Here is a 24,429-nt window from a genome sequence, read left to right as displayed (position 1 = left end):
ATTTAAATTAATATCATTCATCAATAACAACCCAGTAAGGCAGGATATTTTTATCATGGGAATTAAATATAAAATAATTCAATTTAATATAAATGACTTTGGTGTGAATATAAAATCAATTCAAAAGGAACTATCATTTGAAAAACTAGATTGGGACACTAATGATATAAAATTATCTCAATTGAGATTTCTTATCAGTAAATGTTTTGGAAATAGAAAAGTAATTCTTCAGGAGGCACAACGCTATCTTGATGACAAGTTGCCCCCCAAGGGTATCCAGGCACTGATATCTACTTTATCGGTACCTGATAAAAAAATCTTTTACGCCTATAAGGCCTTTAGAAAAAGAGGAATCTGTCAATTCATTGTTGAATATATCGATAATAAATGGGTGATCAATAATATTGACCTGCCCGCATTAATCAACTTTACTCAACATGCTGACCATCAGTTAGATTTAAGGCAATTAATACGTCACTTTCCTCCTATGGATCAGGCCGCAGCCGAATCTCCGACATTAAAGATACTGATTAAGAGTTTTGTAGAAATGCTGTGTGAATGTGAACCTAAGCGAGAAATAAAAAAAATTGAAGTCACTTGTCATCAAGTATCGTTGATTATTGATAGCTCAATACACTCAGTGTCCAATTCACCTGAAGGTTTACATCAGGATGGTAGCGACTATATTGTATCCGCATTAGTTATTGATAAATATAATATTGAAGGCGGGGCGAGCAAACTTTACTGTACAGAAAAAGATGAAGTTATTAAATCACACACATTAGAACCGGGTGAGGGGCTATTCCACATAGATAAAAACTCAACTATTTGGCATCAGGTAACACCTATAAAGTTAAAGAAACCATCAATAAAAACAGGATATAGAAATATATTAGGATTTGATTTTAATTATATATTGTAATTATAACCTCATGCAAAATAAATTTAATGACTATATAAAATGCAAAAAAAACAAAGTATCATATTATCGTTACTCTTTTTTATCCATGGTGTCACTTATGCCAGCTTGGTTCCATGGATTCCAGATTTAAAAGAAAAATTCAATCTCAGTAATTATATGGTTGGCATTATGATCTCAGCTATTCCAGCCGGATCAATAATTTTTGGATTATTCGCCAAGAAATTTATAAATTTCATTGGGTTATATTTAGCAACAAATGTAACTTTTCTATTTTTAATCATTTTCATATCAACAGTCGCATTTTCATCATCATGGTATGAAATAACATTATTACTTTTTATATTCGGCGTTTTTGACTCTTGGGGAGACACTTGTATCAATGTACAGGCTCTCAATATACAACAATCTTATGGGAAAAGTTTGATTAATCGGCTTCATGGTGCTGGCAGTATTGGTACAATCTGGGGAGGACTTATTGCAGTAACGGCCATTGGGTTAGGGTTTTCAATGGAGGAATTTAACCTTACATTACTCACTTTAAATTTAATAATGTTAGTTATTTATATTCTATTATTTAAAACAGAATATTTACAGAGTAAGTTTTCTCTTCGTAAAAATACCTCAAGAGGGACAAGACTATCAGAAATACAACTCTATATCATAGCCTTAATTATACTGGTATTTACATGCAGTATAGAGGAAACCGCGAGTATCTGGGGTGCAATATATATGAAGGAAATTTATAATGTTTCATCAGTCATTTCTGGTTTACCTTACCTTACTTGCCAAATATGTATAGTGATTGGTCGTATTTTCGGCGATCACTTTACAAATAAATTTGGTAAAATGACCATTTTAAGATATGGACTTATATTATCTATACTTGGGATAATTTTAATAATAAGCTTTTATTCCACAATCATTACAATCCTTGGTTTTTCTCTCATTGGATTAGGAATATCTGTTATATTCCCGCTAACAATATCTTTTATTGGACAATTACCTAATATAAATGCAACAAGTGGGATTACTTTCGCCACTTGGATGTCAAGAGTTGGTTTACTGATTACGCCTCCTTTAATCGGCTTATTAGCAGATTTGACATCACTGAGAATAGCTTTTATCGCCATACTGATTGTTTGTGTATTAATATTTTCGCTAATTAATATTTTAGCAGAAAAATCAATTCGACTGGATAGTTGATATTAGGAAAAGATAATGGAAAAAATGAAATGGGCAGTTATATCCGGAGATGGTCTGCCAACAAGCGGTTTATTAACCATTTTTAGAAATGCGGCTGAAATAGCTATAAAGCATAATATGATAATGAATGAAATACCCACAGATCTTGGGTTTTCATGGCGACCAGATAAAGTTAATTTTTTCCCTCACGGTAATGCTGAGTCACACTACCCAACATGGATGAAACTCAGTTCTTTTTATCAATACTCAATGTGTAATGAGGACTTTGGTAGTGATTTAATCAATATAAGGAAAAAAGTAGCTAAATATGAGCATTTAACTGAAGCAGAGATAATTGATGTTCAAAAGAAAATAAATTTAATTTCTGAATACTATAAGGATTATTTTATTAATTGGCTTGAGGATAATAGTGTTGACTGGGTTTTTTGTTTGAATATGACACTCTCTGATGCAGTCCCGGTTAACTTGGCTATCCATAATGCTGCAAAAAATTATTTTGAAAAAAAAGGCCATGGCGGTGTCATTTTCTGGGAACATGATATTTTTGGTAGCTATGCTATTTATGAGAATACCAAACGATTATATCCCCAAAACCCTAATATTTTGACTCCAATACCTCAGAATAACTCCCACACTAAATGGATAGTCGCATCTGAGGCACTGGAGAATGAATGTAGAAACTATCCAACGGAACTGACAGCAGACATTATCCCCAATATATTACCTTCTATAGATAAATATTCTTTCAATAAAACTCATAGTGAGTTTTTAAATCAACATAACATAACCAAAGGTTCATCTGTTATTATTGTTCCTGTAAGGGTATTTAGAGTCAAAGGTATAGAGATATCAATTAATCTATTTGGCGCACTCATTGAGATTTATAAATCAAAAAATTCATGCTCTCCTAAGCTACTTATATTTGGAAGTATTAACGAAGATCCTGAATATGCAAATTTCCTAAAGGAACAAGTTGATGTATTGCATCTTAATGATGACATTATTTTTTTAGATGAAGTCCCATTGCAAACTTATAAGAATAAAAATAATAAATGGTTTTTAGATGAAATAGATTTACTCATAATATGTCATGTTCTATCGGGTGCAGTTTTATTTACTCCAAATGTAGAAAATGTTGAAAGTGTCGGTTTAGGACCCGCGCTTGCAGCCATCGCTGGTGTCCCTTGTGCTGTGACAGAATATACCGCGTTCACTGAATTCTATGGTTCCGAATATCACCATATAAAAGTCAATCCGGCCTCCCCTGGAGATGCCGCACAACAGTTATTTGAATGGATGCGCATGCATGCGGCTGGAGATACAGCTATTAAAATGCGTTTAGACAAAAATAAAATTCTTATTCAATCAAAATTCCCTAAAGGCCCATGGCTAGAGTTTATATATAAATTACAAAGAGAATTATATGGTTTTAATTTAAAACCATTGGTTTTTAAATAAAAACTTTCCTACTAGAGGATGCATAATGAAAAATATAGATTCGATAACACCCACAAAGATGACAGAGATCCCTGACAGAGTTAATATTCTGATATTAGGTGGAGGAATGTCAGGATTAGAATTAGCCAAACATTTAAACAATAGAAAAGTTGAAAATGTTGTTGTTATAGAGGCCGGCCCCGCTGACGATTGCAATCATATAAATGCAGGCGAAGAATATCAACGAGCTAATGAGTTTTGGAAGAATGAAGACTTAGATAAATATGCTTACCGCTCATGGTGCTCCTTAAGTGAACCTCATTTTTCAAAAGGAACATGCTTACGACGAAGAGTGGGTGGCCGATCACTCTATTGGCATGGTGTTATTTTACCAATAGAAGCCGAAATTCTCGAATATTGGCCTGCAAAAATTGTCAGTGATTTAACAGAAAGCTGGTTAGAAGGCCCCCCTCTCTATACACAGGTACAGTCCGAAATATTAGCATGGGCAGAAAAGAGCTATGATGCTAACTATTCTTTAAATTTTGCTGGCTTTGAATTTAAGATAACCCCTCAAGTCACTAAAATATTGGGGGAATCTGGCCGTTGGGAGGCTTACTCCCCATTATCCTATTGGAAAGAAGACACCCCATACAGTGACCTCCCTCTTATCATATCTGAGTATGAAGCTGAATCCCTTATTATTAGAAATGGTAAATGTATAGGGGCTAAATTAAGAAATATAAAGAACAATAGGATATACGATGTGCTAGCGGATAAATGCGTTCTTGCTTTAGGCACCATTGAAAATTCACGCTTAGCCATTCAAGCACTTTACGACTCTGGTAATTTAATCGAGAAAAAAATAACAGGCGTTGTTGATCATATAGTACAGGGATTTAATGTCACCTTTGAATACAATAAAGCCCCGGAAAGAATTGGGAAGTTAATTGAGAGTCATCCCGACACTATATTTTTTAGCCCTAGTTTATCTGGGGAGAGATTTAATTTATTTTTTACTGTCAGTGAATCAGATTTTGGCATTGAATTAGAAGTATGGACAATGGGTGAGCAAATACCCTCCAATCACGGGAATATCAGTGTAGAGACAAGTGATGACGTCATGCCATTAACTATTGCGTGTGATTTCAGTGATGTTGACAACAGTCTAATACAAAAAGAAAAAGATGAATTAAATATATTTTGGCGTGATGTATGTAATGATACAAAAATCCCATTTGAACCTTTAGATTTTGAAGCGGGATTTATTATTCATGCCCGCACTATGGGAGATGTGCACAACCAGTTTTTTTCACCATCAAGGATCGCCAATTACAATGTGCCCATAACTTGGATTAGCCCTCTAGGGACAGAAAATCATGAAAGTAGCACTTTACCCTTAGGTGAAATATTAAATAACAATCATGAATTTAATCATATTAAGAATCTATTTGCTATCGGCCCAAGTACATTCCCACGACCAGGCGCAGCTAATCCATCATTAACAACACTCGCGATATCACGTAGGCTCGCTTATTTACTTAACTAACGACTTAACTAACTCTGTTATAAATTAATAAGGATATTAATTATGAAAAAACCAATTTACATTCTTGGTACAGTTTTATCCCACGATGGCTCAACCTGTCTAATGAAGGATGGGGAGATTATATTTGCAATTGAAAAAGAAAGAATATCAAGAATAAAGCATGATGGATTTAATGACAATATGACTATTCAGTATTGTTTAGATGCCGCAGGTATTGAATATAATGATCTTTCATTAATTGTAGAACAAAACTCTCACAACCCACTTTTTAGCGATCAATTAGAATATAGAAAAAACAGGGAACTCCCCCCCATGGTTCCTGTTGTAACACTTTCCCATCATTTAGCTCATGCTTATAGTGCAATAGGCACATCCCCATATGATGATATGGGTGTTGTCGTTATTGATGGACATGGTGGCAGTGTAGATAATTGTAATGACATGATTACGAGTATCTCCGGTACAGGTAATATTCATATTAATAATCGGTACCGCTACTGGGAAACATGTAGTTATTATGTCTATCAAAATGGGAAAATGATGCCGATATTTAAAGACTTTTCTCGCTGGGTTAACAGAAAGGACAGAAAAACCTATCCCGTTTCAACATGGGAAATAGAAAACTCTATTGGGGAATTTTACGAAGGAATAGCCTTGTATATTTTTGGTGAACTTGACTGTGCTGGTAAATTAATGGGCCTAGCTCCCTATGGAAGAGCAAATATTATTAGCTGGCAACCTTTCTTTTTCAATTCAGGGAAAGTGATACTGCGTAATGATTGGTGGACAAATATAGACCCATTCCTGAATACTCATCCGACACATTTTCAAGATAACTTCCAATATTATGCAGATCTGGCGCATTGGGCACAAAATAAACTTGAAGAAGCCTTATTTTACCTGTTTAACTATTATTACCAACTTCATCCTATGGCGAACTTTGCTTATGCCGGTGGAGTTGCGTTAAATGCCACGGCGAATGAAAAACTCATTAATGAATGTAAGTTCGATAATTTATATATCCAACCTGCGGCTGGTGATAATGGGCTTTCTATCGGGTGTTGTTATTATGGTTGGCTGGAAGTCCTCAAGAAAGAGCGGGTTAAACATTCTGGTTCAACATATTTTGGAAAAAACTATAATGATATTAGCGTAGTGACAGAACTTGAAAAATATACTGATAAAATTGAATACACTTATTGTGAAGATATTGAAACCATGGCGGCCGATTCCATTGCATCTGGTCAGGTCATTGCCTGGTTTCAGGGGGAGTCAGAGTTTGGGCCACGCGCCTTAGGTAATAGAAGTATTTTAGCAGACCCCCGCAGCTCACAGATGAGAGATCACATTAATGCCAATGTGAAGTTTCGCGAGGATTTCCGACCTTTTGCTCCCGCGGTGTTGTGTGAGAAAGTGCATGACTATTTCCATTTGAGTCATGACAGTGACTACATGCTATATATTGCCGAGGTAAAAGAACAATACCGAGCTGACCTCCCCTCAATTGTCCATGTCGATGGCAGTGCTCGTGTTCAAACTGTTAAAAAGGATATCAATAGAAAATTTCATAAATTGATAACCTGTTTTTTTGAAGAGACTAAAATACCTATTTTGCTTAACACCTCACTGAATACTAAAGGTATGCCCATAGTAGAAACGCCAAAGGATGCGATTGATTTATTTTTGAATTGTGGTTTAGATCTTTTATTTATCAATAATTATAGAGTATCGAAGAAGATAAGTTCCTGACTAATAATTACATATCTATAAATCATATTTCTCGTTAAAATTCCGAGGTTTATATGCAAGGAAACATATTTCCACTTCACAAAAAAAACAACTTTAAAATAGGTGTTATTCATCTATCTACAGAAGGGGTTCAAATTTTTGTTGGTGGTGTCGGCTCTTATATTAGAGGGCAAATTCAAGCACTTCCTGATATTGTAGATTTATTGTCTATTCATGACATCTGGCTAGAGCCACATTTTATTGAGATTGCATACAGCAAATATAATATTTTTTTTGATGCTGATAGTCACGCCCATTATATAGAGAAAATTCATGAAATGGGCGGTACATTCTCTACTGTACCAAACATGACATTAGGGAATGCGACGGGGTGTTTATGGCCCTACGGTGATGCTTTTCTTGGCGACATACAAAACTGGAAAATATCCTCGGCCGCTGCTGCTGCAAAAATTATTGATATCAGCGAAAATTACGATATTACCCTGGCATTCTGTCATGAACTGCCATTCTCATTTACGCCTTTAATTGCCAGCTTACATACCGCAGCAGAAGAGATAAATTTAAAGGTTATTTATGTTTCTCACGGCACCGCATTTAATCATGAAATGCCACTACCCAATCCCGAACGGCTTATGGCTGAATCATTACCCATTCAATGGGCAAAGGTTGATGCTAATATTAAAATCGGTGCTATCAGCAACTTTTTGGCTAATCATTTAGTTTCACAATATGGTGCCGATCCACACACATTTATACCGGTTCCCGCCGGGATAAATATCAATGACCCCTGGTTCCGAATACGCAGTGAACAAGAAATCTGCAGCACTCTATCTTCTTATGGAATATCACTCGAATACCCACTGGCTATTACGTTAGGGAGAGGCGTGTATTATAAGCGCTATGATTTGTTACTGAAGGCAGCCAATTACCTGGGTAATGATATCCATGCCGTAATCGTGAGTGATCCTGTTTTACCGGAATTATCAGTATTAGCTAGCCAGTTGGATGTACGCACTTCGATTATAAATTCGTTTGATCGCGAACTGATGGCTTGCCTAATTCAGTGGCGTAATACCCGCGTGTGCGTTCTTTCTGCCGAAAATGAACCGAATGGATTAATTCCTATGGAATCACGCTGGTTAGCCAGAAAGCAGGGGGCTATATTAGTTGTCGCCGACTCAGGGGGGCTGAGTGAGCAAGTTGAGCACGGTATTAATGGGTTCCTACATATTCCAGGAGATGCTGCTCATTTAGCGGAGGTCATCCACCATATCGGCCAATTAACGGAGTTTGAAATAGAGACCATCCGGCATGCAAGCGCCACACTAATAGAAGAGCAATATAACTGGAAAACCCAGATTTTGACGCCACTGCGTAGTTTAATTCCACAAATAGCAGCCCTAAATTAAGGCTGCCATTTCAAAGCGTTAAGTTGACTCAGGGCAATGCCGCTCACTGGAGTTTGAGTTCTCCAGTGGCGGTATCTAATAGGGCTTTTTGGCCATTATGGCGGCTTTCAAGGCAACCAGTAGCACCCACTAACATCGGAATATCTAATTCGGTGGACAAAATGGCGCTGTGAGAGAAAATATTTCCCTTACTTAAACAAATTCCTTTTACTTGCTGGCGATTCAGCCCAATCATTTGTGACGGGAATAGCTCCTCAGCTAATAACAAAATTTCACGGTCTAGGGTAAGGGCGACTGGCGGTAGCCCCGTCAAATGGCCCAGAGTACGATTCAGAATATCGCGAATATCCAGTTCGCGGACGCGCAGATAGTCATCATCCAGAGCCAAATAGTCTGCCGCCATGCTCATTAACTCATCCTGTAATGCCGACTCTGCACACACTAACTGCTGTTCTATCCGCCGATCCATCGCCAGATAGAGTTCTTCATCATCAATTAGCATGGCATGCGCATTAAAGATAGCCGCCGCCTGAGCACTAATTTGGTGTTCTGCCTGCTGCGCCAATTGCTGTAAATCAGCCATGGTATGCGCCAGAGCCTGATGTAATCGCAGTTGCTCGTTAGCAATTTGCCCAGCATTAATTGTCTGCGGTAAGAATACCGGAATAGCAGGTAGCCACTGGAATATTGGCGCGGTGATAGTCCCACGCGGAACCATTACACCAGTAAATCCGCTGTCAGTGGTGGTGACCAATTCGCCAAAGTGCTGATGCGCCAGCAGCATAAAAGCATCCAAGGCTTCACCCGCTTGCTCGCCACTGGCTAGCAAACGAATAGTATCGCCTTTGCGTACTTGTAAAATGGCGAGCTGATTCAGGCTACGTGGATTCACACATTGACCATTTTTTTCTAGCAGTAAATCCGCTGTAAATGGCGCTAATACTTCAACCAATTTAGCCGCTGGCCGGACATGTAATCCATTAGGATTGCGCACCACCCAACTGACACTCTGTGCATCAGGGGCCACCTTGATAGCTTCAGTCTGGTTGGTACCAGGTGTGCTGACATTTTCACCGAGTTGCGCGGCTTTAGCGGCCAAAGCTTCCATGGCTTCAGCGCGAACCTCGCTCAATGAGGCCCCGGACGAGGCGGCAACCACCGCAGCCAAAGTCCCTTCGACCAGCGGAGCTGCGCAAAGCTGCACATTTTTTGCCATCTCTGGGTCTAATAACTCCAGCGCCGTTTCAGCACTGAGTAATGCGCTGCCTAAATCCATCAACACTAATACACCCGAGGAAGAGTAAACCGATTCAATGGCTTTCATCACTTTAATGGCGTCCGTGCCGATAGGATGATCCACATCGTCTACACCGGCGGCTACCGCTAACTGGCAGCCCCCTTGTGTCATTTGCTGTGCCAGTTCGGCCACACCCTGAGCCAGCAGCGCGCTATGAGAAACTACAACGAGATTGACCATCTTTCCTCCTGATAACCTTATCGGCTGAGCCACATTAGTGACTGGCAACCTGCCATAGCGCTTGCATCATCAACATCGCTGATGTCGCCCCAGGGTCTTGATGACCAATACTTCGCTCGCCAAGATAACTGGCGCGGCCTTTGCGGGCCTGCATAGTAATAGTCCCTGCCAATGCTTGCTGGGCACTTGCGACGGTTTGCTGCAAAGCATCCACCAGCGGCACACCCTGTTGATTAGCTTGCTCAAGTTGCGAGACCACTGCCCACCAAACATCGCACATGGTTTTATCGCCCGGCTCAGCTTTACCGCGCATCACCACCCCTTCGACCCCGTCTTTAAACATCTGACAAACTGCTGGAAGATCAAGGCTTTGTTTAGCATTGGTACTTTGGGCTGCACGGATAAAGAAAGTCCCGAATAAGGGGCCGCTGGCTCCCCCGACACTTGAAAGCAGGGTCATACCGGTATTCTTCAAGATAAAACCAATGTCTTTATCGGCAAAAGAGGGCAGTTTTTCGACCACTTTATTAAAGCCGCGATTCATATTCAGGCCGTGGTCGCCATCACCGATGTCGGTATCCAACTGTGTCAGGAAATCCCGCTGTTCGCTGAAAACCTCAGCGCAGAGCTGTAACCAACTGACAATTTGTTGTTTGGTAAGTCCCATGGTTTTCTCCTGATGCATTATTTTTTAACCAGCGCCGGTGTATTCACCGGGGCATCCCACAATGACAGCAGCTCATCATCCACTTTCAAAAGCGTGATGGACATGCCCTGCATATCCAGTGAGGTGCAATAAGAGCCAATCAATTTGCGCTCAATGGTCAAACCAAAGTCGGCGCAACAGGCTGCTAGACGATGCCAAACACCATAAAGTTCTGATAGCGGCGTCGCACCCAAATTATTGACCAGAGCAATGACTCGATCGCCTTTCGCCAGTGGTTGTTTGCTCTGGCGCGTTTCACTCCAGTCTTCTGCCTGTCTGTCCCAATGACGCAATGTGCGCTGGTAGCTGCCGTGGTCAATTAGGGTCTGGAACATCGCATCCACAGTATCATTCAAAGAAATAAATGGCCGCCGTTCGATACCGGGTTCGCCATGGATCCCAACCCCAAATTCCATCTCGTTTTCAGCTAAGATAAAGGACGGTTTACCCGCTGCTGGCACCGTACAGGCTCCAAGCGCGACACCGATTGAATGCCCTTGATTATTAATTTTTTGACCGAGCGCCACACATTCATCCAGTGAATCACCACGAACCGCAGCGGCACCCAGTAGTTTTTCAATAATGACCGTATTGGCTACCCCGCGCCGCCCGGCGGTGTACAGGCTGTCTTTGACGGCAACATCATCATCAATCACCACGGTGCCAACCGCCGTTCCACCGGCATGTAGTAGCTCTGCCGCCGTTTCAAAGTTCAGAATATCGCCGGTGTAATTTTTAATTAGCATCAGCACGCCCTGCCCGCCATCAATGGCTTGGCCACACTCATACATTTGATCTGGCGTCGGTGAGGTGAAAATCTCACCGGGGCAAGCCCCATCCAGCATACCTTCGCCGATAAAACCACAATGCATGGGTTCATGGCCACTGCCCCCCCCCGACATCAAGGCGACTTTGCCCTTCACCGGCGCATCTGCCCGAGTGATAAAAAGCGGTTCCTGATGCAATGCCAGCTCCGGATGGGCTTCAACCAATCCCTTAATTTGTTCCTGCAATACACTCTCAACGCTGTTAATTAATTTTTTCATTTTATGCTCCGCGAACGGGAATGCTTGGAAAATAGGGCTGCCGATGCTGAGGAACACCGGCAAACTCAGTCAGTTAGTTTGTCTATCAATTTGCCACACGCTTTAATCGAGGAAAGCCTGGCCTAAACGGTCAGCCACAATAATAGCGGCATAAACGCTGTCTGCTGTGACGGCAAACGGCATGTTGTGAATAGTTTCACCTTCGGCACAGCTGGCCTCGGCGACCGCACGAATTTTGTGCTCGATATCCTGTGAAACACCCATTTCCGCCAATGTGATTGGTAGACCTAATTGTTGGCAGAATGAGAGCACGGTTTCGATCTCTTCCATACTGCTGTTCTGAAGCACGAGCTGCGCCAAGGTGCCGAAAGCCACTTTCTCACCGTGATACAGGTGATGACACTCTTCCAATACAGTGAAACCGTTATGAATGGCGTGGGCCGCCGCCAAACCACTACTTTCAAAACCAATGCCGCTCAGATAAGTATTGGCTTCGATGATGCGTTCTACAGCTTCGGTGACCACGCCGGCTTCCACCGCCAACTTGGCTTTGTAGCCCTCTGCCAGTAGGGTTTCGTAGCATAAACGGGCCAGAGTCACTGCGGCTAATGTCGAAGCGCCGCCGGCCATGCTGATAGCTTTGGCATCGAAACAAGCTTGAGCTTCAAAGTAAGTCGAGAGCGCGTCGCCCATACCGGCGACCAGCAAGCGCACTGGCGCTTTGGCAATAATCGCGGTATCCATCAATACAATGTCAGGATTTTTAGGGTAAATCAGATATTCAGCGAATTCGCCCTGTTCGGTATAAATTACTGATAACGCACTGGTTGGCGCATCGGTAGAAGCAATGGTGGGCACCACAATCACCGGAATATGCTGATAGTGAGCAATCGCTTTAGCTGTATCGAGGGTTTTCCCGCCACCAATACCAATCACACCATTGCAGTGATGTTTTTTCAGCTCAACCGTCAGCCGCTCAATTTCGTGGCGGGAACATTCGCCATTAAAGCGGCTAAAATGATTTTCTAGCTCACTCGCTTGTAGACTGGTGCCAACCGCATCTGCCGTTAGCTTCATTACAAAATCATCAGCAATAATAAAATAGTTATTAGCCAGTAACTTAGCGAATTGGCCAATAGACTGTAGTGCATTAGCACCTTGAATATATTTAGACGGAGATTGAATGACTTTCAGCATATCTTGCTCCTGTTGCGTAGATATAATGTAAGAATGACTATTTTTTAGGGTCAATTTAATGAAACTGGAACCACTATAAGCGCAAAAAACAAGCTGAGAATCGAATGTGAAAACGTTCCATAATGAAACGTAGATAGGTGGATGACGTTTCATTATGGAACAAAATTGTGCGTAATCTGAGGAGGAAGAGAGGTAGTGCACAGAATGCTTTGGCGACATCAAAAGGAATCAAGGCCATTGGGTGTCGCGCAAAAAAAAACAGCCCCAATAATGGGGCTGTTAAGGTTATTTCAGGCGCGGTAACACGCCACTATCCATTTGTTATTCACTGCACCCGTTATTCACTGACTGGCTCGTCATGCGAAGGTGTTTTAGGTTCTGGATTCATACAGCTGTAAATCACTGGCAGCACCAGTAATGTCAGCACGGTAGCAAAGCCCAGACCGAACATAATCACCACCGCCATACTTTGGAAGAAAGCATCGCTAAGCAGCGGAGCCAGCCCCAATACAGTGGTAAATGCAGTTAGCATAATAGGACGCAAACGCGCGGTGGAAGCATCAATAATGGCGTCGCGCAGCGGTTTTTCCTGCCGCTGTAAGCCAATTTCCTCCACCAGCACAATACCGTTACGGATCAACATTCCACTCAGACTCAACAGCCCCAATAAAGCCATAAAGCCAAAAGGAATACCGGTCAGCAAGAAGCCCACTGTCACACCAATCAGCGCTAATGGCACCGTCAGCCAGATAGCCAGCGCGTTACGCACTGAGCTAAACATCAAGACGGTCACCACAAACATAATCAGGAATGCTATCGGTAAACTGATGAAAATACCGCGTTGTGCTTCTTTGGTACTTTCGTAGTCACCACCCCATTCAAGTTCATAGCCGCGTGGCAGTTGAACAGCTTCAACACCCGGTCTGATACGCTGCAATAACTCAGCTGAAGTTTCGCCGCCCTGCTGGGTCGGATCCGTTTGCACCGTCAATGTCCGTTTGCGATCCAAACGCATAATCAGCGGGTCTTCCCACTCAGTTTCAAAACTGGTGACGACGTTATCGATCGGGATAAAGGCAAGCCGCGCCTGACTCCAAACCATCACGTCATTTAACCGTTCGGCATTGAGGCGCTCGGAATCCGGCGTGCGCAGGACAATCGGCATCAGGCGGGTGCCATCGCGGTATAACCCGACAGGCAAGCCACCAAAGCTCATGCGCAAGGTGCCATCAACCTCGCGTTTATCCACACCCAACTCGCGGCCCAGATAGTCCGAGAATTGTGGCCGGATCATTTTGCTACGATCTTGCCAGTCATGCCGCGCACCATCCGCCATCGGATCAGCAATGATCGCTTTTTCCGCCTGTGCGGCCAAACTGCGTAATACCTCTGGGTCCGGCCCAATAAAGCGGGCTTCAATGGAACTGTTGTTTGACGGCCCGAACATGATGCGTTTTATTTGTGCATCAACTTGCGGGTATTCGTCATGCATATAGGCTTCGATTTCATCAATCAAACCTGGGATTTGGTCTAGCTGTTCAGTCCGAACCATCACCTGCGCATAGTTAGGATAATGACGCTGGGCGTTATAGGTCAGCATAAAGCGCATCGCGCCCTGACCTATCGTCGCCATGGTGTCAGCCACCCCTTTTTGCTGCTTGATATACTGCTCGACCTTATTGGCTACTCCTTCGGTATAACTGATATCCGTGCCATTCGGCAGCCAAATATCAACAAAGAAGATAGGCGTATTTGATGGTGGGAAGAAGCTCTGACGAACATTGCCAAAGCCCACCACCGACGCCACTAACATTGCCGCCAGTAGGATCAAAGTGACTGCACGGTATTGCAGTAACTTATTCAATACCACACGATAATAGCGGAACAACCAGCCATCATAAGGTTGCTTAGCGGGTTTATCGGCATCCACTTTCGCTGGCTTTTGGTTCTGGAATGCCCACTTGGAAAATACCGGCGTCAGCGTCAGTGCAGTAATCCAGCTCAACATCAGCGAGATCAACAACACTTGGAATAGCGATTTACAATATTCACCAGTTGCATCATTGGACAAGCCAATCGGGGCAAAGGCTAAAATGGCAATCACAGTCGCGCCTAACAGCGGCATCATCGAGCGCTTCACGACATTGCCGATCGCCGTAGAGAGACTTTCGCCGCGCTGACGGCCAACCACAATCCCCTCCACCACCACAATGGCGTTGTCTACCAGCATACTGAGCGCGATAATCAGCGCCCCTAACGATACCCGCTGTAGCTCAATATTAAACAGCCACATAATGAGCAAGGTGCCGAGTACGTTCAGTGCCAGCGAGATGGCAATGACAATACCACTGCGCACCCCCATGAAAATCAGCAAGGTGACAACAACAATCAATAGCGCTAACAGGAAGTTAAGGATAAAGCCGTTGACGGCCCCTTCGACTTCATGGGACTGGTCATAAAACACATTGATATGCATACCTGACGGGCGCTCGCCTTCCAACTGCGCCAGTCGAGCTTTAATGGCATTCCCCACATTCACCACGTTGACGTTCGGGGCGAATGAGATCCCCAGTGCCAATGCAGGCTTACCATTAGCGCGGTAAATATTGGTCGGTGAATGGCCAAAACCTTGTGTTACAGTCGCGATATCACGTAAATAGACGCTTTTCGGGCTACCGGGCTGACTAACTAATAAATTCCCCAGTTCTTGGACACTTTGGAATTCACCGGTTGGATGCAAACGAATCGACTCGCTGCCCACTTGTAGCTGGCCGGCATCGGACACCACGTTCTGGCGGGCAAGTAAATCGGATAACTGCTGCGGCGTAATGCCCGCCGCGGTCATCTGGGCGCGAGAAATCTCGACCTGAACTTCTTCAGGTAAGATACCGACGATCCCCACTTTACCGACACCCGGCACCAGTACCAGCTCACGCCGCAGTTGCTCGGCGAAGTTGCGTAAATCCTGATTGCTGTAGCCGTCCCCGGTGAGCGAGAAGAAGAAGCCATAAACATCGCCGAAGTCGTCATTGACCATCGGCGCACTGGCCCCCGGCGGTAACCGCACGCTGTTATCATTTATCTTACGCCGCAATTCATCCCAGATTTGCGGTAACTCATTCGCACCATATTGCGCACGAATATTGATGGTGATTTGCGATAAGCCCGCGCTGGAAATGGAGGTCACGTCATCAACATAAGAGAGTTCCTGAATGGCATTCTCCAGAGGTAATGTGACTTCTTCCTCAACCTGCTGCGCCGACGCGCCATCATAGCGGGTAACAACTACCGCCGTTTTGATGGTAAAAGCCGGGTCTTCCAACCTGCCTATATTGAGATAGGCAATAACACCCCCAATACCCAGCAACAAAATTGTTAGCCAGATACGGGTACTATTATTGATATAGTTATCAAGCAGTTTCATTAGAGACCCCGCTCACGTACCCAAGCCCGGACAACTTGATTTGGGCGAAGCTCACCGGTGCCTGCGGCGACAATCTGCTCACCATCAGCCAATCCAGAAGTGATTTGAATACCGTTCGCTGTCAATTGGCCCACTTGCACTTTGCGTTCTTCAACGTGCAACTGGCCTTCATCATTTTTGATGACCCAAACCCGAGCATCATTCAACTGGGTGTTATCAGGGTTAAATACGGCTTCGACTGGCACGACGATCGTCGGGTGGTCAGTACCTGACAGATTGCCAGAGTTAATTCTTACCCGCCCACTGATACCAGAAAGCAGTGGCATATCCGCCGGGCGCTTCATAGTCAGTGTCACTTGGAAAGTCTGGGAAGCCGAAGTTGTCGAGGTGGTATGTTCTTTATATTCAGCAATAAATTCACGCCCCGGCATATGGTTAAGCAATACCGTCGGCTTGTAGTTGCGGTTGCTGATGTCGAGTGTGGTAAACAGGCGCTCTGGTACACTGAAGACCACATCCAAGGTATCCAAGGCGCTTAATGTCGCCACTGCTTGGCCTGGGGCCATGACCTGATGGTTACGCGCATTAACATTGGCGATAATGCCATCAAACGGGGCGGTAATAGTGGCGTCACTGAGTTCTTTTTGCGCAATTTCTAATCCCGCACGTGCCGATTCCATCTCGGCGCGGCGAACATCCAACTCGGCGCGTGAGACTGCTCTTTGCCCTTGTAAGGTATTGAATCGGTTAAATTGATCTCGTGCCAGGTTAAAGGTGGATTGACGATCCCTGACTCTCAATCTCAGGTCAGTGTCATTCAGTTTGGCAATCACCTGGCCTTTTTTCACCTGCTCGCCTTCGCGAACCAATAACTGTTGCAGCTGCCCACTGCGTTTAAAGGAGAGCTGGGTTTCATCACCCGCCTGTAACCGTGCCGGGAAATAACGAGTCCCATTTTGCCCACTGTCTTCGACGATAAATATTTTTACCGGGCGCACACTTTCCACGACTTCTGGGGGAGTTCGGTCGCAAGCTGCGAGAAGAAACGTTAAAAGCAAGGTGACGACTGTTTTTATCTTCACTATAAGATCTCGTTGAGTCAGGTTTTCAAAATTATTGCAGATTAGTTATTCACACTTTCGATTTATTTTCTGGACTACTGTTTTCTGGGCTACTTTTCTGTGACATATGTGACATACGGCGCACCAGCATTTTTAATCGTGTGATTAATAATCTCCCTGTAGATATTCCTAAAAGTAGATCAGCACAATTAGTGCTGAAATGGGTAGTATTATTTACATGAAAAGTAAAGATAAGTTAATGGAGAAATAGCCAATAGCGAAATAGCATGACTCCGCTACTCACTATCGGCTATTTTTTAATCAAACTCCGCTGTGGCTTCAAGGCCGCAGAGCATCCCCAAAGTCATTGGAGCCACAAGTAGGCAGCCAGCAAACGAATCCCGATGAGCTGACTCAAGTCAGTGATTCGGGTGAGTGCGCGCAGCTAACAACCCTGTGGCTTCAAGGCCGCAGGGGATTAGTAGTCCACAGGCTCTCTGATAATTGGACAAGTCATACAGTGACCGCCCCCGCGCCCGCGACCTAACTCACTGCCGACGATCTCAATGACTTCTACCCCTTCTTTACGCAACTGGGTATTAGTTTTGGTATTACGGTCATAAGCCAACACCACACCCGGCTCCAGTGCGACCATGTTATTACCGCTGTCCCACTGCTGGCGCTCGGTGTCGTAATCATTCCCCTCAGTTTCAACTACCCGCAGTTTTTTCAGGTTTAATGCCCCTGCCACCGCCTCGACAAAAGTGCCTTTATCGCGGCTTAATTTAATGCCGGTGGGGCCATTATCTGGGCGCAGTGAGAAAGTTTGAATCTGATTAACAATCGCCGGATAGAGGGTCACTACATCACGGTCACAGAAAGTGAACACGGTATCCAAGTGCATAGCAGCACGCAGTTTTGGCATGGCAGCAATCATCACGCGCTCAACTTGCCCTGCGCTATCTTTAAATAGCGATTGAGCTAACTGAGTAATGGCCTGATGAGATGTGCGCTCACTCATACCGATTAACACGGTTTTGTTACCAATCGGCATCACATCGCCCCCCTCTAAGGTCGCGCTACCGTGATGCTGTGTTGGGTCACCCCACCACACTTTCACATTGGCGTCGCCAAAATCAGGGTGGAATTTATAGATAGCCGTGGTCAGGATAGTTTCTTCATGACGCGCTGGCCAATACAGTGGATTCAGGGTCACACCACCATAAATCCAGCAGGTGGTATCGCGGGTATAAAGGGTATTCGGCAACGGCGGCAACAGATATTCCGTGATACCAACCGCTTCGCGGATCAACTTCAGTTCTTCTTTGTCACATTTGCCATCTTTATGGAGTTCAGTGGTAGACAAGCCACCAATCAATACTTCAGCTAACAAGCGCGGTTCCAGACTTTCCAGATAGTTGCGGGTTTCTTGCAGAATGCCCAATGACACTTCATTTGGCACAATTTGCTGATCCAGAATCCACTTTTTCGCTGCCGGAATAGCTACGGTCTCAGCCAGCAGATTATGCATTTCAACCACATCAACACCGCGTTCGCGCATTTTAGTCATGAAATCAAAATGATCGCGTTTAGCTCTCTCTACCCACAGAACATCATCAAATAATAATTCATCACAATTACTCGGTGTCAGGCGGTTATGGGCGCGCCCTGGCGCACAGACCATAACTTTATGTAACTTGCCAACTTCAGAATGAACGCCGAATTTGGTCTTGCCATGAGTTTTCTTAGCTTTATCTGACATAACAGCTCCAATAAATTATATGGTGATAATTCCGGTGGCGATGCTATAAATCGCCGCGACCGCAGCCACAATAAGAACAATAAACAGTATTCTTTCGTAGGTATTAAACGCTTTTTGATGCTGTTCACGTTTGGCAATCAGATACAAAATCGTGCCTGGGCCGTAAATAATGGCCGACAGCAGCAAGTATTTCATGCCACCTGCGTAAATCATCAGCGCAGAGTAGAAGGTCGCGATGATGGCAAAAATAAGATCTTTTCTGTGACCTTGTTTATTTGTTTCGTAAGTTTCACCGGTCCAGGCCAGTTTTAACCCATAGGCCCCGACCAACAAATAAGGGATCAAGGTTAATGAGCTGGTTAATTCTAATGCGAGCTGGAAAGCATAATCAGTAAACAGTGTCAGAATTAAGAACACTTGAATAAAGATATTGGTCAACCATACCGCCGCGGAAGGAACAGAATTGCGGTTTTCAGTTGCAAACACTTTTGGCATGCTTTTACTCTTAGCCGCTGAGAACAGCACTTCGGCTGCCAGCAGTGACCAAGATAAATAAGCACCTAATACCGAGATAATCAAACCCACACTAATGAAAATCGCCCCCCAGCGCCCGACGATGGCCTCCAACACACCGGCCATGGATGGCTGACGTAATGCCGCCAAATCAGGACGTAGCAGTACACCGTAAGACAACATGGTGATCAGTACCAACAGGCACAGCACACCAATAAAGCCCAGAACAGTGGCGATACCGACATGACTACGTTCTTTGGCATAACGCGAATAAACGCTCGCGCCTTCAATACCTAAGAACACAAATACTGTCACCAACATGGTGCTACGAACTTGTGAGAATAACGATTCTGGTTCAGTCACCGCTGGCATCACTGCCGCAGCATGACCGACATAGCCGTAGTCATTCAGATGGGATAAATCAACACTCTTAACCACATCTGGCGTACCCCAGAAATTCAGTGCAAACACATCACCTTTAAAGGCAAAAATCAGCACGATGACGAAAATGAAGATAGGAATTATTTTTGCAAAGGTCGCGATGGTATTAATTGCTGCGGCTTCTTTAACTCCTCGCAATATCAGGATATGAAATCCCCATAAAATAACGGAGGCCACCAATACGGCGGGGATAGTATTACCGTCACCAAATAGTGGGAAGAATGCCCCTAAGGTTGATTTGATAAGTACAAAGTAAGAAACGTTACCAATACAAGTACCGGCCCAAAAACCTAATGCTGCTGCAAAACCAAGATAATCCCCGAAGCCCTCTTTTGCGTAAATGAATACACCGGAATCCAGATTAGGTTTGCGCTGCGCTAATGTTTGAAAAACAAACGCCAGCATTAACATACCACCACCAGCGATACACCAGGCGATAAGCGCACCAAACCCACCAGTTGCCCGCCCGAAAGTTGCTGGTAATGAAAATATGCCGGCACCGATCATTGAACCAACCACTAAAGACGTTAGGGCCGGTAGAGATAATTTATTCGTAGATGAATTGGCCATGATGTTCTCAATGACGTTGGATAAATTAAGTTAAATGTAGATTCGGCTTACCCTAAAAACAGATTCACCTGAACCCACTTACTGATATAAATACATATTTATCATAGCTTCATTTAAAACTATTGCATAATGTCCGAAAAGTAGACCAAACATTACAATTTGTAAATTGTTGCAGAAATTATCACATACCTCAGAATTTTCTAATAGTGATCTAAATCATCATTTCATATATTCAGAGAAAAACTCTCCAGTTTAATTCACTGAATAAAAGCTATTCCATTAGCATAGAAATCTGTTTTCTTTATAGGATCCATTTGGGATTATTCCGGCATTGCCACTCTTTCAATTATGCAAGCACAAATAGAATTCATGCTATGTTGCACTTACTAATTTCATAGTCTAAGCTTAATGATTGACTCTTAAAAACTTAATTAAAAAACCTTTTAAATTCAACAGATTAAATTAATGGCTCGGTATGAGAAAATAGTCCATTTCTTAGGGAAATTCTCTCTATTTTCTCATTCCCGAGCTTCTAACTTGTATTTTGGTTTTTATAAAACAAAGTCATATAACTTTTTTATCACTATGCCGCATAGCAACTCCGTCCTAAAAAATCAATAAAAGTCGTAATGGAATAATAAATTAATTACATTTCATTTAAGATTCATTTAGGTTTGCCCTTAAAATTGTGATTAAAACGTTAGTTTTTAATTTTTACATTCTCCCTAACAGAAACCATAGAAATCTAACACTAGGAAAAGATAAAAAGTTAGTGTTTTAATTTCAATAAAACAACGTAGACAGAATAAAACACTGCCGTAACGAGTTAATTTAAATAAATAAAAACCGATTTTTCTTAATAGCAAGATTAGAGAGATTGATGTTTCATGTTGAAATGTCTGACGAGGGGAAAGACTATACTGATGAAAATCATGTAGGAATTATCCCCATTTAAGGCTCATTATTCTCACACTATAAAAAATAACGTAAATAAAACTGGTTAATTTAGTTTTCAAACTCACATTCCATTAAATAATTTACCATTCCGATATACATTTTGGTGGTCTCATTAAAGATATATCTGAAGCTTTAGAAGCTCTATCATGACCCAATCCATGATAACGGTAGTAGAAAAAAAAAGGCCCCCATAGGGAGCCGCGAGTTAGCCTGTAATATTGAATATGCTTATCACTCGGTCAGTCGCTTATCCGAACCTTGCTGAGTGCTTGCTACAGAATACCCCGCCAGGATGGCGACAAAAATCATAAATAGATGGCCTTCCGAAGAATCCAACAGGAATGAATTAAAGAAGTTACACGCCATATAACTGGTCAGTACGGCCAACAAGACATTACGCAGAACCGGTGTCTGTTGCCAAATAACACGGTAACAGCAAACAATCCAAGCAAGAAAAATAATTAAACCCACCACACCGGACTGGATGGTTTCCAACAGATATTGGTTATGTGGATTGTTGATTTTGTAATTTATTGTTGGATCTTCATAATAGAAGCCACCAGCACCGTGACCCAGAATAGGGGCGTCTTTAATTAACCTGACGGCCTCAATAGCAAAAGCTGAGCGTTGCCCCATCGACGTGCGACAAGCGCCAGTGGCATTAGCCGCAGGCGCGGCCATGCAGACTTTAATCTCATCAATGCCCTGAGTTATCCGCTGCGTGGCTTTATTGGGAATCAGCAGCACGGCAACAAATGCAATGGCCCCCAGCACGACGAATAGCCAGCGTTGCCAGCGACCCAGCGAAAAGAACAGCCACACACCTAGCCCGATAACCAGTGCGACATATCCTGTGCGGCCCAAGACCACAAACAGAACACTGTAGCAGGCGGCTGCCACAAGCAGACCATAGCCCCAGCGTTTCCAGCCCTGATTTTTGAAGGCCAACATCAGCCACAGTATCGCCGACAAGGCCAAGAAGAAGTTCTGGGTAATTTGCAGTTTAAAGAGAGTTGGATTGGCGGGGTCGATATGTCCGATTGGTATGTGTAACACCCCAACAGCCAATGAACCTGCCAACACCACGGTGTTAGCGGCCAGGAAACCAATACAAAATAGTTTTACCCGCTGTGGCTGGTTAATAAAGAACAGAGCCAGCGGCAAGATATAAAGAAATTTCTTATCCTTACTCACCATTTCTGGGCCATAGCTATTGTGATGAAACAGCAGTGACAGTGCCAATAGCGCAAACATGGCGGCGGGCAAATAGACTAATGGGTTCGTCAGTAAAGGCTTTAATTGCAGTGACTTACGGTTAATAATCAGGCTGATAAGGATTAAAACCAGCGATATATTAATCAGTGGATTCGACGTCGGCAGGGCAATACCTAACAGCAATGCAGCAAAACCGCTCAGTATTTCACTGCGCAGGTGAGCCGGGGACATGCCCGGCGCAGAAGTCGTTGGGGTTATCATAATTCTCTCAGCTTAAGCTGGTTGGAAGCCAAAAATTGGCTGATACAAATATGTTATTAAAAACAGGCCGTTATTAAAAACAGTCTGTTATTAAAAACAAGTCGTCTATTGGCTCATCACTGGCTTTGAGTCCGCCAATCATCAACGGCATCTATGACATCGTTCACCGGGATCGCGTTCAAATAACGATCGGTGGTGTCGGTATCTATCTCATTAGGATGCGGCAAAGTGCGGTAATGTCCGGCCCATAAAAGGGTATGTGGGGCTTGCCATGGGTGCCATTGGTTAAGGTTGCTGGGGCCAAATAACACCACTGCCGAGGTTTGTAATGCAGCCGCCATATGCATTGCCACAGAATCTACACCAATAAATAGCTTAGCGTTATCTATCAAGACAGCAAGTTCTGGCAGTGCCAAGAGGCCGGATAAATTAATCACTTTTTCAGGCTGTGTGCAGCCTGCAATGATGTCGGCGATATAATCCAGTTCAGCTTTGTCTTTACCGCCAGTTAGCAACACAGTTTCACCTTGTTCGGTGAGATGGTTTATCAATTGGCTGAATGACTCACTGGCCCAGGTTTTGAACTTCCAGCGCGCAGAGGGTTGAATCAAGATGTAATCAGCAATGTTATGTTGCTGACACAGTTGTTTTACCCGCTCAATGTCATGCGGGCCATAAGCCATCGTGACGTCAGTGCTGATATCCGTGAGATGTAACGGCGCGAGAATATCCAAATTATTGAGAACAGTGTGCCGTTCGGCTGCATTGGGAATATCGACTAATGTGGAATGACAGTAGCGCCATAACCAGGTATCGCGTTTCGGATAATGAAAACCAATACTAAAGCCCGGTTTTAATAAACGACAATAGGCTGCGGCCCGCCATTGATCAGATAAATTGAGGATCAGATCATAATGGTGTGCTTTCAATGCATTAAACAGCGCTTTTTCACCGCTAATTTGCGCCTTTAAGCCCGCATGTTTGAGGCCGCGATCGACAATAAATGCATGATTAACTGTTTTGTTCTCTCGCAACATTTCTTGCGTTCCGCCATACAGCAACACGTCGATTTTCGCCTGTGGATAGTTGGCTTTCAACGTATTCAGCAAAGGAGTTGTCAGGAGAACATCGCCGAAATGGCGTAATTTAATCACTAAAATGCGCTTAACATTCTCTTTCTCCCGCAGTATGACCGATAAATTATCGGCAGGAGCAGGAGCAGAAAGTTGCCCGGCAGGTGATTCTGTCTTATTTGATGTATTCATCATAGGATGCGCCATCATCGGCAACGAAAGAGGGGCTGTAATGCTATACCAGCCGTTTACTGCATGGCAATTTTTTATTTGATTATACAATACACCGAGAGCGGCGAGTTGACCGTACCTAGGGGCGCTCCGGCGACTCACGTCGCTACGACCCCAACGGCACGTTTCCCCGCCGTTTCACATTTGGGCTGTTTGCCCTTATCAAACAATATAACCAATTGGCGTCATCGGCGCAGGCAGATTGAGTGCGGACAGCGCACAGCCA

General features: G+C 43.6%; 16 protein-coding genes. 6 read left to right on the top strand and 10 right to left on the bottom strand.

All coding sequences use genetic code 11. From position 1 onward, the window contains the following. The first annotated feature begins 55 nt into the window (after positions 1–55). The 6 genes from OVO64_RS12705 to OVO64_RS12680 are packed head-to-tail and all read left to right on the top strand — an operon-like array spanning position 56 to position 8,269. Positions 56–922 carry a 2OG-Fe dioxygenase family protein gene (locus tag OVO64_RS12705; protein WP_038636541.1) on the top strand — a complete coding sequence of 289 codons (867 nt, stop codon included), beginning with the start codon at positions 56–58 and terminating at the stop codon, positions 920–922. Positions 923–961: 39 nt separating this feature from the next. Continuing rightward, a complete protein-coding gene (locus OVO64_RS12700; protein WP_038636543.1) occupies positions 962–2,125 on the top strand; it encodes an MFS transporter in 1,164 nt (387 codons plus the stop codon). 15 nt (positions 2,126–2,140) lie between these two features. Continuing rightward, entirely contained in the window at positions 2,141–3,583 is a 1,443-nt protein-coding gene (locus OVO64_RS12695; protein ID WP_267248808.1) for a hypothetical protein, read from the top strand. Positions 3,584–3,608: 25 nt separating this feature from the next. Then, complete coding sequence (locus tag OVO64_RS12690) at positions 3,609–5,111, top strand: oxidoreductase (protein ID WP_042562596.1); 1,503 nt, start codon at positions 3,609–3,611, stop codon at positions 5,109–5,111. Between the two features lie 42 nt (positions 5,112–5,153). Continuing rightward, positions 5,154–6,860 carry a carbamoyltransferase gene (locus OVO64_RS12685; RefSeq protein WP_120011105.1) on the top strand — a complete coding sequence of 569 codons (1,707 nt, stop codon included), beginning with the start codon at positions 5,154–5,156 and terminating at the stop codon, positions 6,858–6,860. 53 nt (positions 6,861–6,913) lie between these two features. Beyond that, the gene (locus OVO64_RS12680) at positions 6,914–8,269 is read left to right on the top strand and encodes a glycosyltransferase family 4 protein (RefSeq protein WP_172667609.1); all 1,356 of its coding nucleotides are present in this window, start codon (positions 6,914–6,916) and stop codon (positions 8,267–8,269) included. Positions 8,270–8,312: 43 nt separating this feature from the next. On the opposite strand, the gene dhaM is transcribed toward OVO64_RS12680, so the two are convergent. The 10 genes from dhaM to rfaQ all read right to left on the bottom strand — a co-directional run bounded on the left by dhaM (position 8,313) and on the right by rfaQ (position 24,167). Further along, positions 8,313–9,746: a dihydroxyacetone kinase phosphoryl donor subunit DhaM gene (gene dhaM, locus OVO64_RS12675; protein ID WP_267248807.1), complete on the bottom strand. Its 1,434-nt coding sequence runs from the start codon at positions 9,744–9,746 to the stop codon at positions 8,313–8,315. Between the two features lie 34 nt (positions 9,747–9,780). After that, positions 9,781–10,413, bottom strand: coding sequence for a dihydroxyacetone kinase subunit DhaL (dhaL, locus tag OVO64_RS12670; RefSeq protein WP_038636552.1), 633 nt, complete (start codon positions 10,411–10,413; stop codon positions 9,781–9,783). 17 nt (positions 10,414–10,430) lie between these two features. Then, complete coding sequence (gene dhaK / locus OVO64_RS12665) at positions 10,431–11,498, bottom strand: dihydroxyacetone kinase subunit DhaK (protein ID WP_162928725.1); 1,068 nt, start codon at positions 11,496–11,498, stop codon at positions 10,431–10,433. A gap of 102 nt (positions 11,499–11,600) precedes the next feature. Further along, entirely contained in the window at positions 11,601–12,695 is a 1,095-nt protein-coding gene (locus tag OVO64_RS12660) for a glycerol dehydrogenase (protein ID WP_038636555.1), read from the bottom strand. 337 nt (positions 12,696–13,032) lie between these two features. Further along, positions 13,033–16,119: an efflux RND transporter permease subunit gene (locus tag OVO64_RS12655; protein ID WP_145586590.1), complete on the bottom strand. Its 3,087-nt coding sequence runs from the start codon at positions 16,117–16,119 to the stop codon at positions 13,033–13,035. Beyond that, on the bottom strand, positions 16,119–17,201 hold the full coding sequence (locus tag OVO64_RS12650; RefSeq protein ID WP_038636560.1) for an efflux RND transporter periplasmic adaptor subunit: 1,083 nt from the start codon (positions 17,199–17,201) through the stop codon (positions 16,119–16,121). The genes OVO64_RS12655 and OVO64_RS12650 overlap by 1 nt, the downstream gene beginning before the upstream one ends. A 457-nt stretch (positions 17,202–17,658) precedes the next feature. After that, the gene (gene arcA, locus OVO64_RS12645) at positions 17,659–18,942 is read right to left on the bottom strand and encodes an arginine deiminase (protein ID WP_038636562.1); all 1,284 of its coding nucleotides are present in this window, start codon (positions 18,940–18,942) and stop codon (positions 17,659–17,661) included. A gap of 15 nt (positions 18,943–18,957) precedes the next feature. After that, the gene (locus OVO64_RS12640; RefSeq protein ID WP_267248806.1) at positions 18,958–20,466 is read right to left on the bottom strand and encodes an amino acid permease; all 1,509 of its coding nucleotides are present in this window, start codon (positions 20,464–20,466) and stop codon (positions 18,958–18,960) included. A gap of 1,188 nt (positions 20,467–21,654) precedes the next feature. After that, positions 21,655–22,899 (bottom strand): O-antigen polysaccharide ligase WaaL-ps, encoded by a 1,245-nt coding sequence (gene waaL-ps / locus OVO64_RS12635; RefSeq protein ID WP_267248805.1) that lies wholly within the window; start codon positions 22,897–22,899, stop codon positions 21,655–21,657. Between the two features lie 116 nt (positions 22,900–23,015). Then, positions 23,016–24,167 carry a putative lipopolysaccharide heptosyltransferase III gene (gene rfaQ / locus OVO64_RS12630; RefSeq protein ID WP_038636571.1) on the bottom strand — a complete coding sequence of 384 codons (1,152 nt, stop codon included), beginning with the start codon at positions 24,165–24,167 and terminating at the stop codon, positions 23,016–23,018. Positions 24,168–24,429: the final 262 nt, after the last annotated feature.

It is taken from the genome of Yersinia sp. Marseille-Q5920 (assembly GCF_946902935.1).
Lineage (GTDB): Bacteria > Pseudomonadota > Gammaproteobacteria > Enterobacterales > Enterobacteriaceae > Yersinia > Yersinia rochesterensis.
The sequence above is the reverse complement of the archived record's forward strand: the minus strand, read 5'-3'. Positions and strand labels throughout refer to the sequence as shown.

Coding starts and splice junctions, on each gene's coding strand:
- OVO64_RS12705 (WP_038636541.1), top strand. CDS start 56: ATGGGAATTAAATATAAAATAATTCAATTTAATATAAATGACTTTGGT.
- OVO64_RS12700 (WP_038636543.1), top strand. CDS start 962: ATGCAAAAAAAACAAAGTATCATATTATCGTTACTCTTTTTTATCCAT.
- OVO64_RS12695 (WP_267248808.1), top strand. CDS start 2,141: ATGGAAAAAATGAAATGGGCAGTTATATCCGGAGATGGTCTGCCAACA.
- OVO64_RS12690 (WP_042562596.1), top strand. CDS start 3,609: ATGAAAAATATAGATTCGATAACACCCACAAAGATGACAGAGATCCCT.
- OVO64_RS12685 (WP_120011105.1), top strand. CDS start 5,154: ATGAAAAAACCAATTTACATTCTTGGTACAGTTTTATCCCACGATGGC.
- OVO64_RS12680 (WP_172667609.1), top strand. CDS start 6,914: ATGCAAGGAAACATATTTCCACTTCACAAAAAAAACAACTTTAAAATA.
- dhaM (WP_267248807.1), bottom strand. CDS start 9,746: ATGGTCAATCTCGTTGTAGTTTCTCATAGCGCGCTGCTGGCTCAGGGT.
- dhaL (WP_038636552.1), bottom strand. CDS start 10,413: ATGGGACTTACCAAACAACAAATTGTCAGTTGGTTACAGCTCTGCGCT.
- dhaK (WP_162928725.1), bottom strand. CDS start 11,498: ATGAAAAAATTAATTAACAGCGTTGAGAGTGTATTGCAGGAACAAATT.
- OVO64_RS12660 (WP_038636555.1), bottom strand. CDS start 12,695: ATGCTGAAAGTCATTCAATCTCCGTCTAAATATATTCAAGGTGCTAAT.
- OVO64_RS12655 (WP_145586590.1), bottom strand. CDS start 16,119: ATGAAACTGCTTGATAACTATATCAATAATAGTACCCGTATCTGGCTA.
- arcA (WP_038636562.1), bottom strand. CDS start 18,942: ATGTCAGATAAAGCTAAGAAAACTCATGGCAAGACCAAATTCGGCGTT.
- OVO64_RS12640 (WP_267248806.1), bottom strand. CDS start 20,466: ATGGCCAATTCATCTACGAATAAATTATCTCTACCGGCCCTAACGTCT.
- waaL-ps (WP_267248805.1), bottom strand. CDS start 22,899: ATGATAACCCCAACGACTTCTGCGCCGGGCATGTCCCCGGCTCACCTG.
- rfaQ (WP_038636571.1), bottom strand. CDS start 24,167: ATGATGAATACATCAAATAAGACAGAATCACCTGCCGGGCAACTTTCT.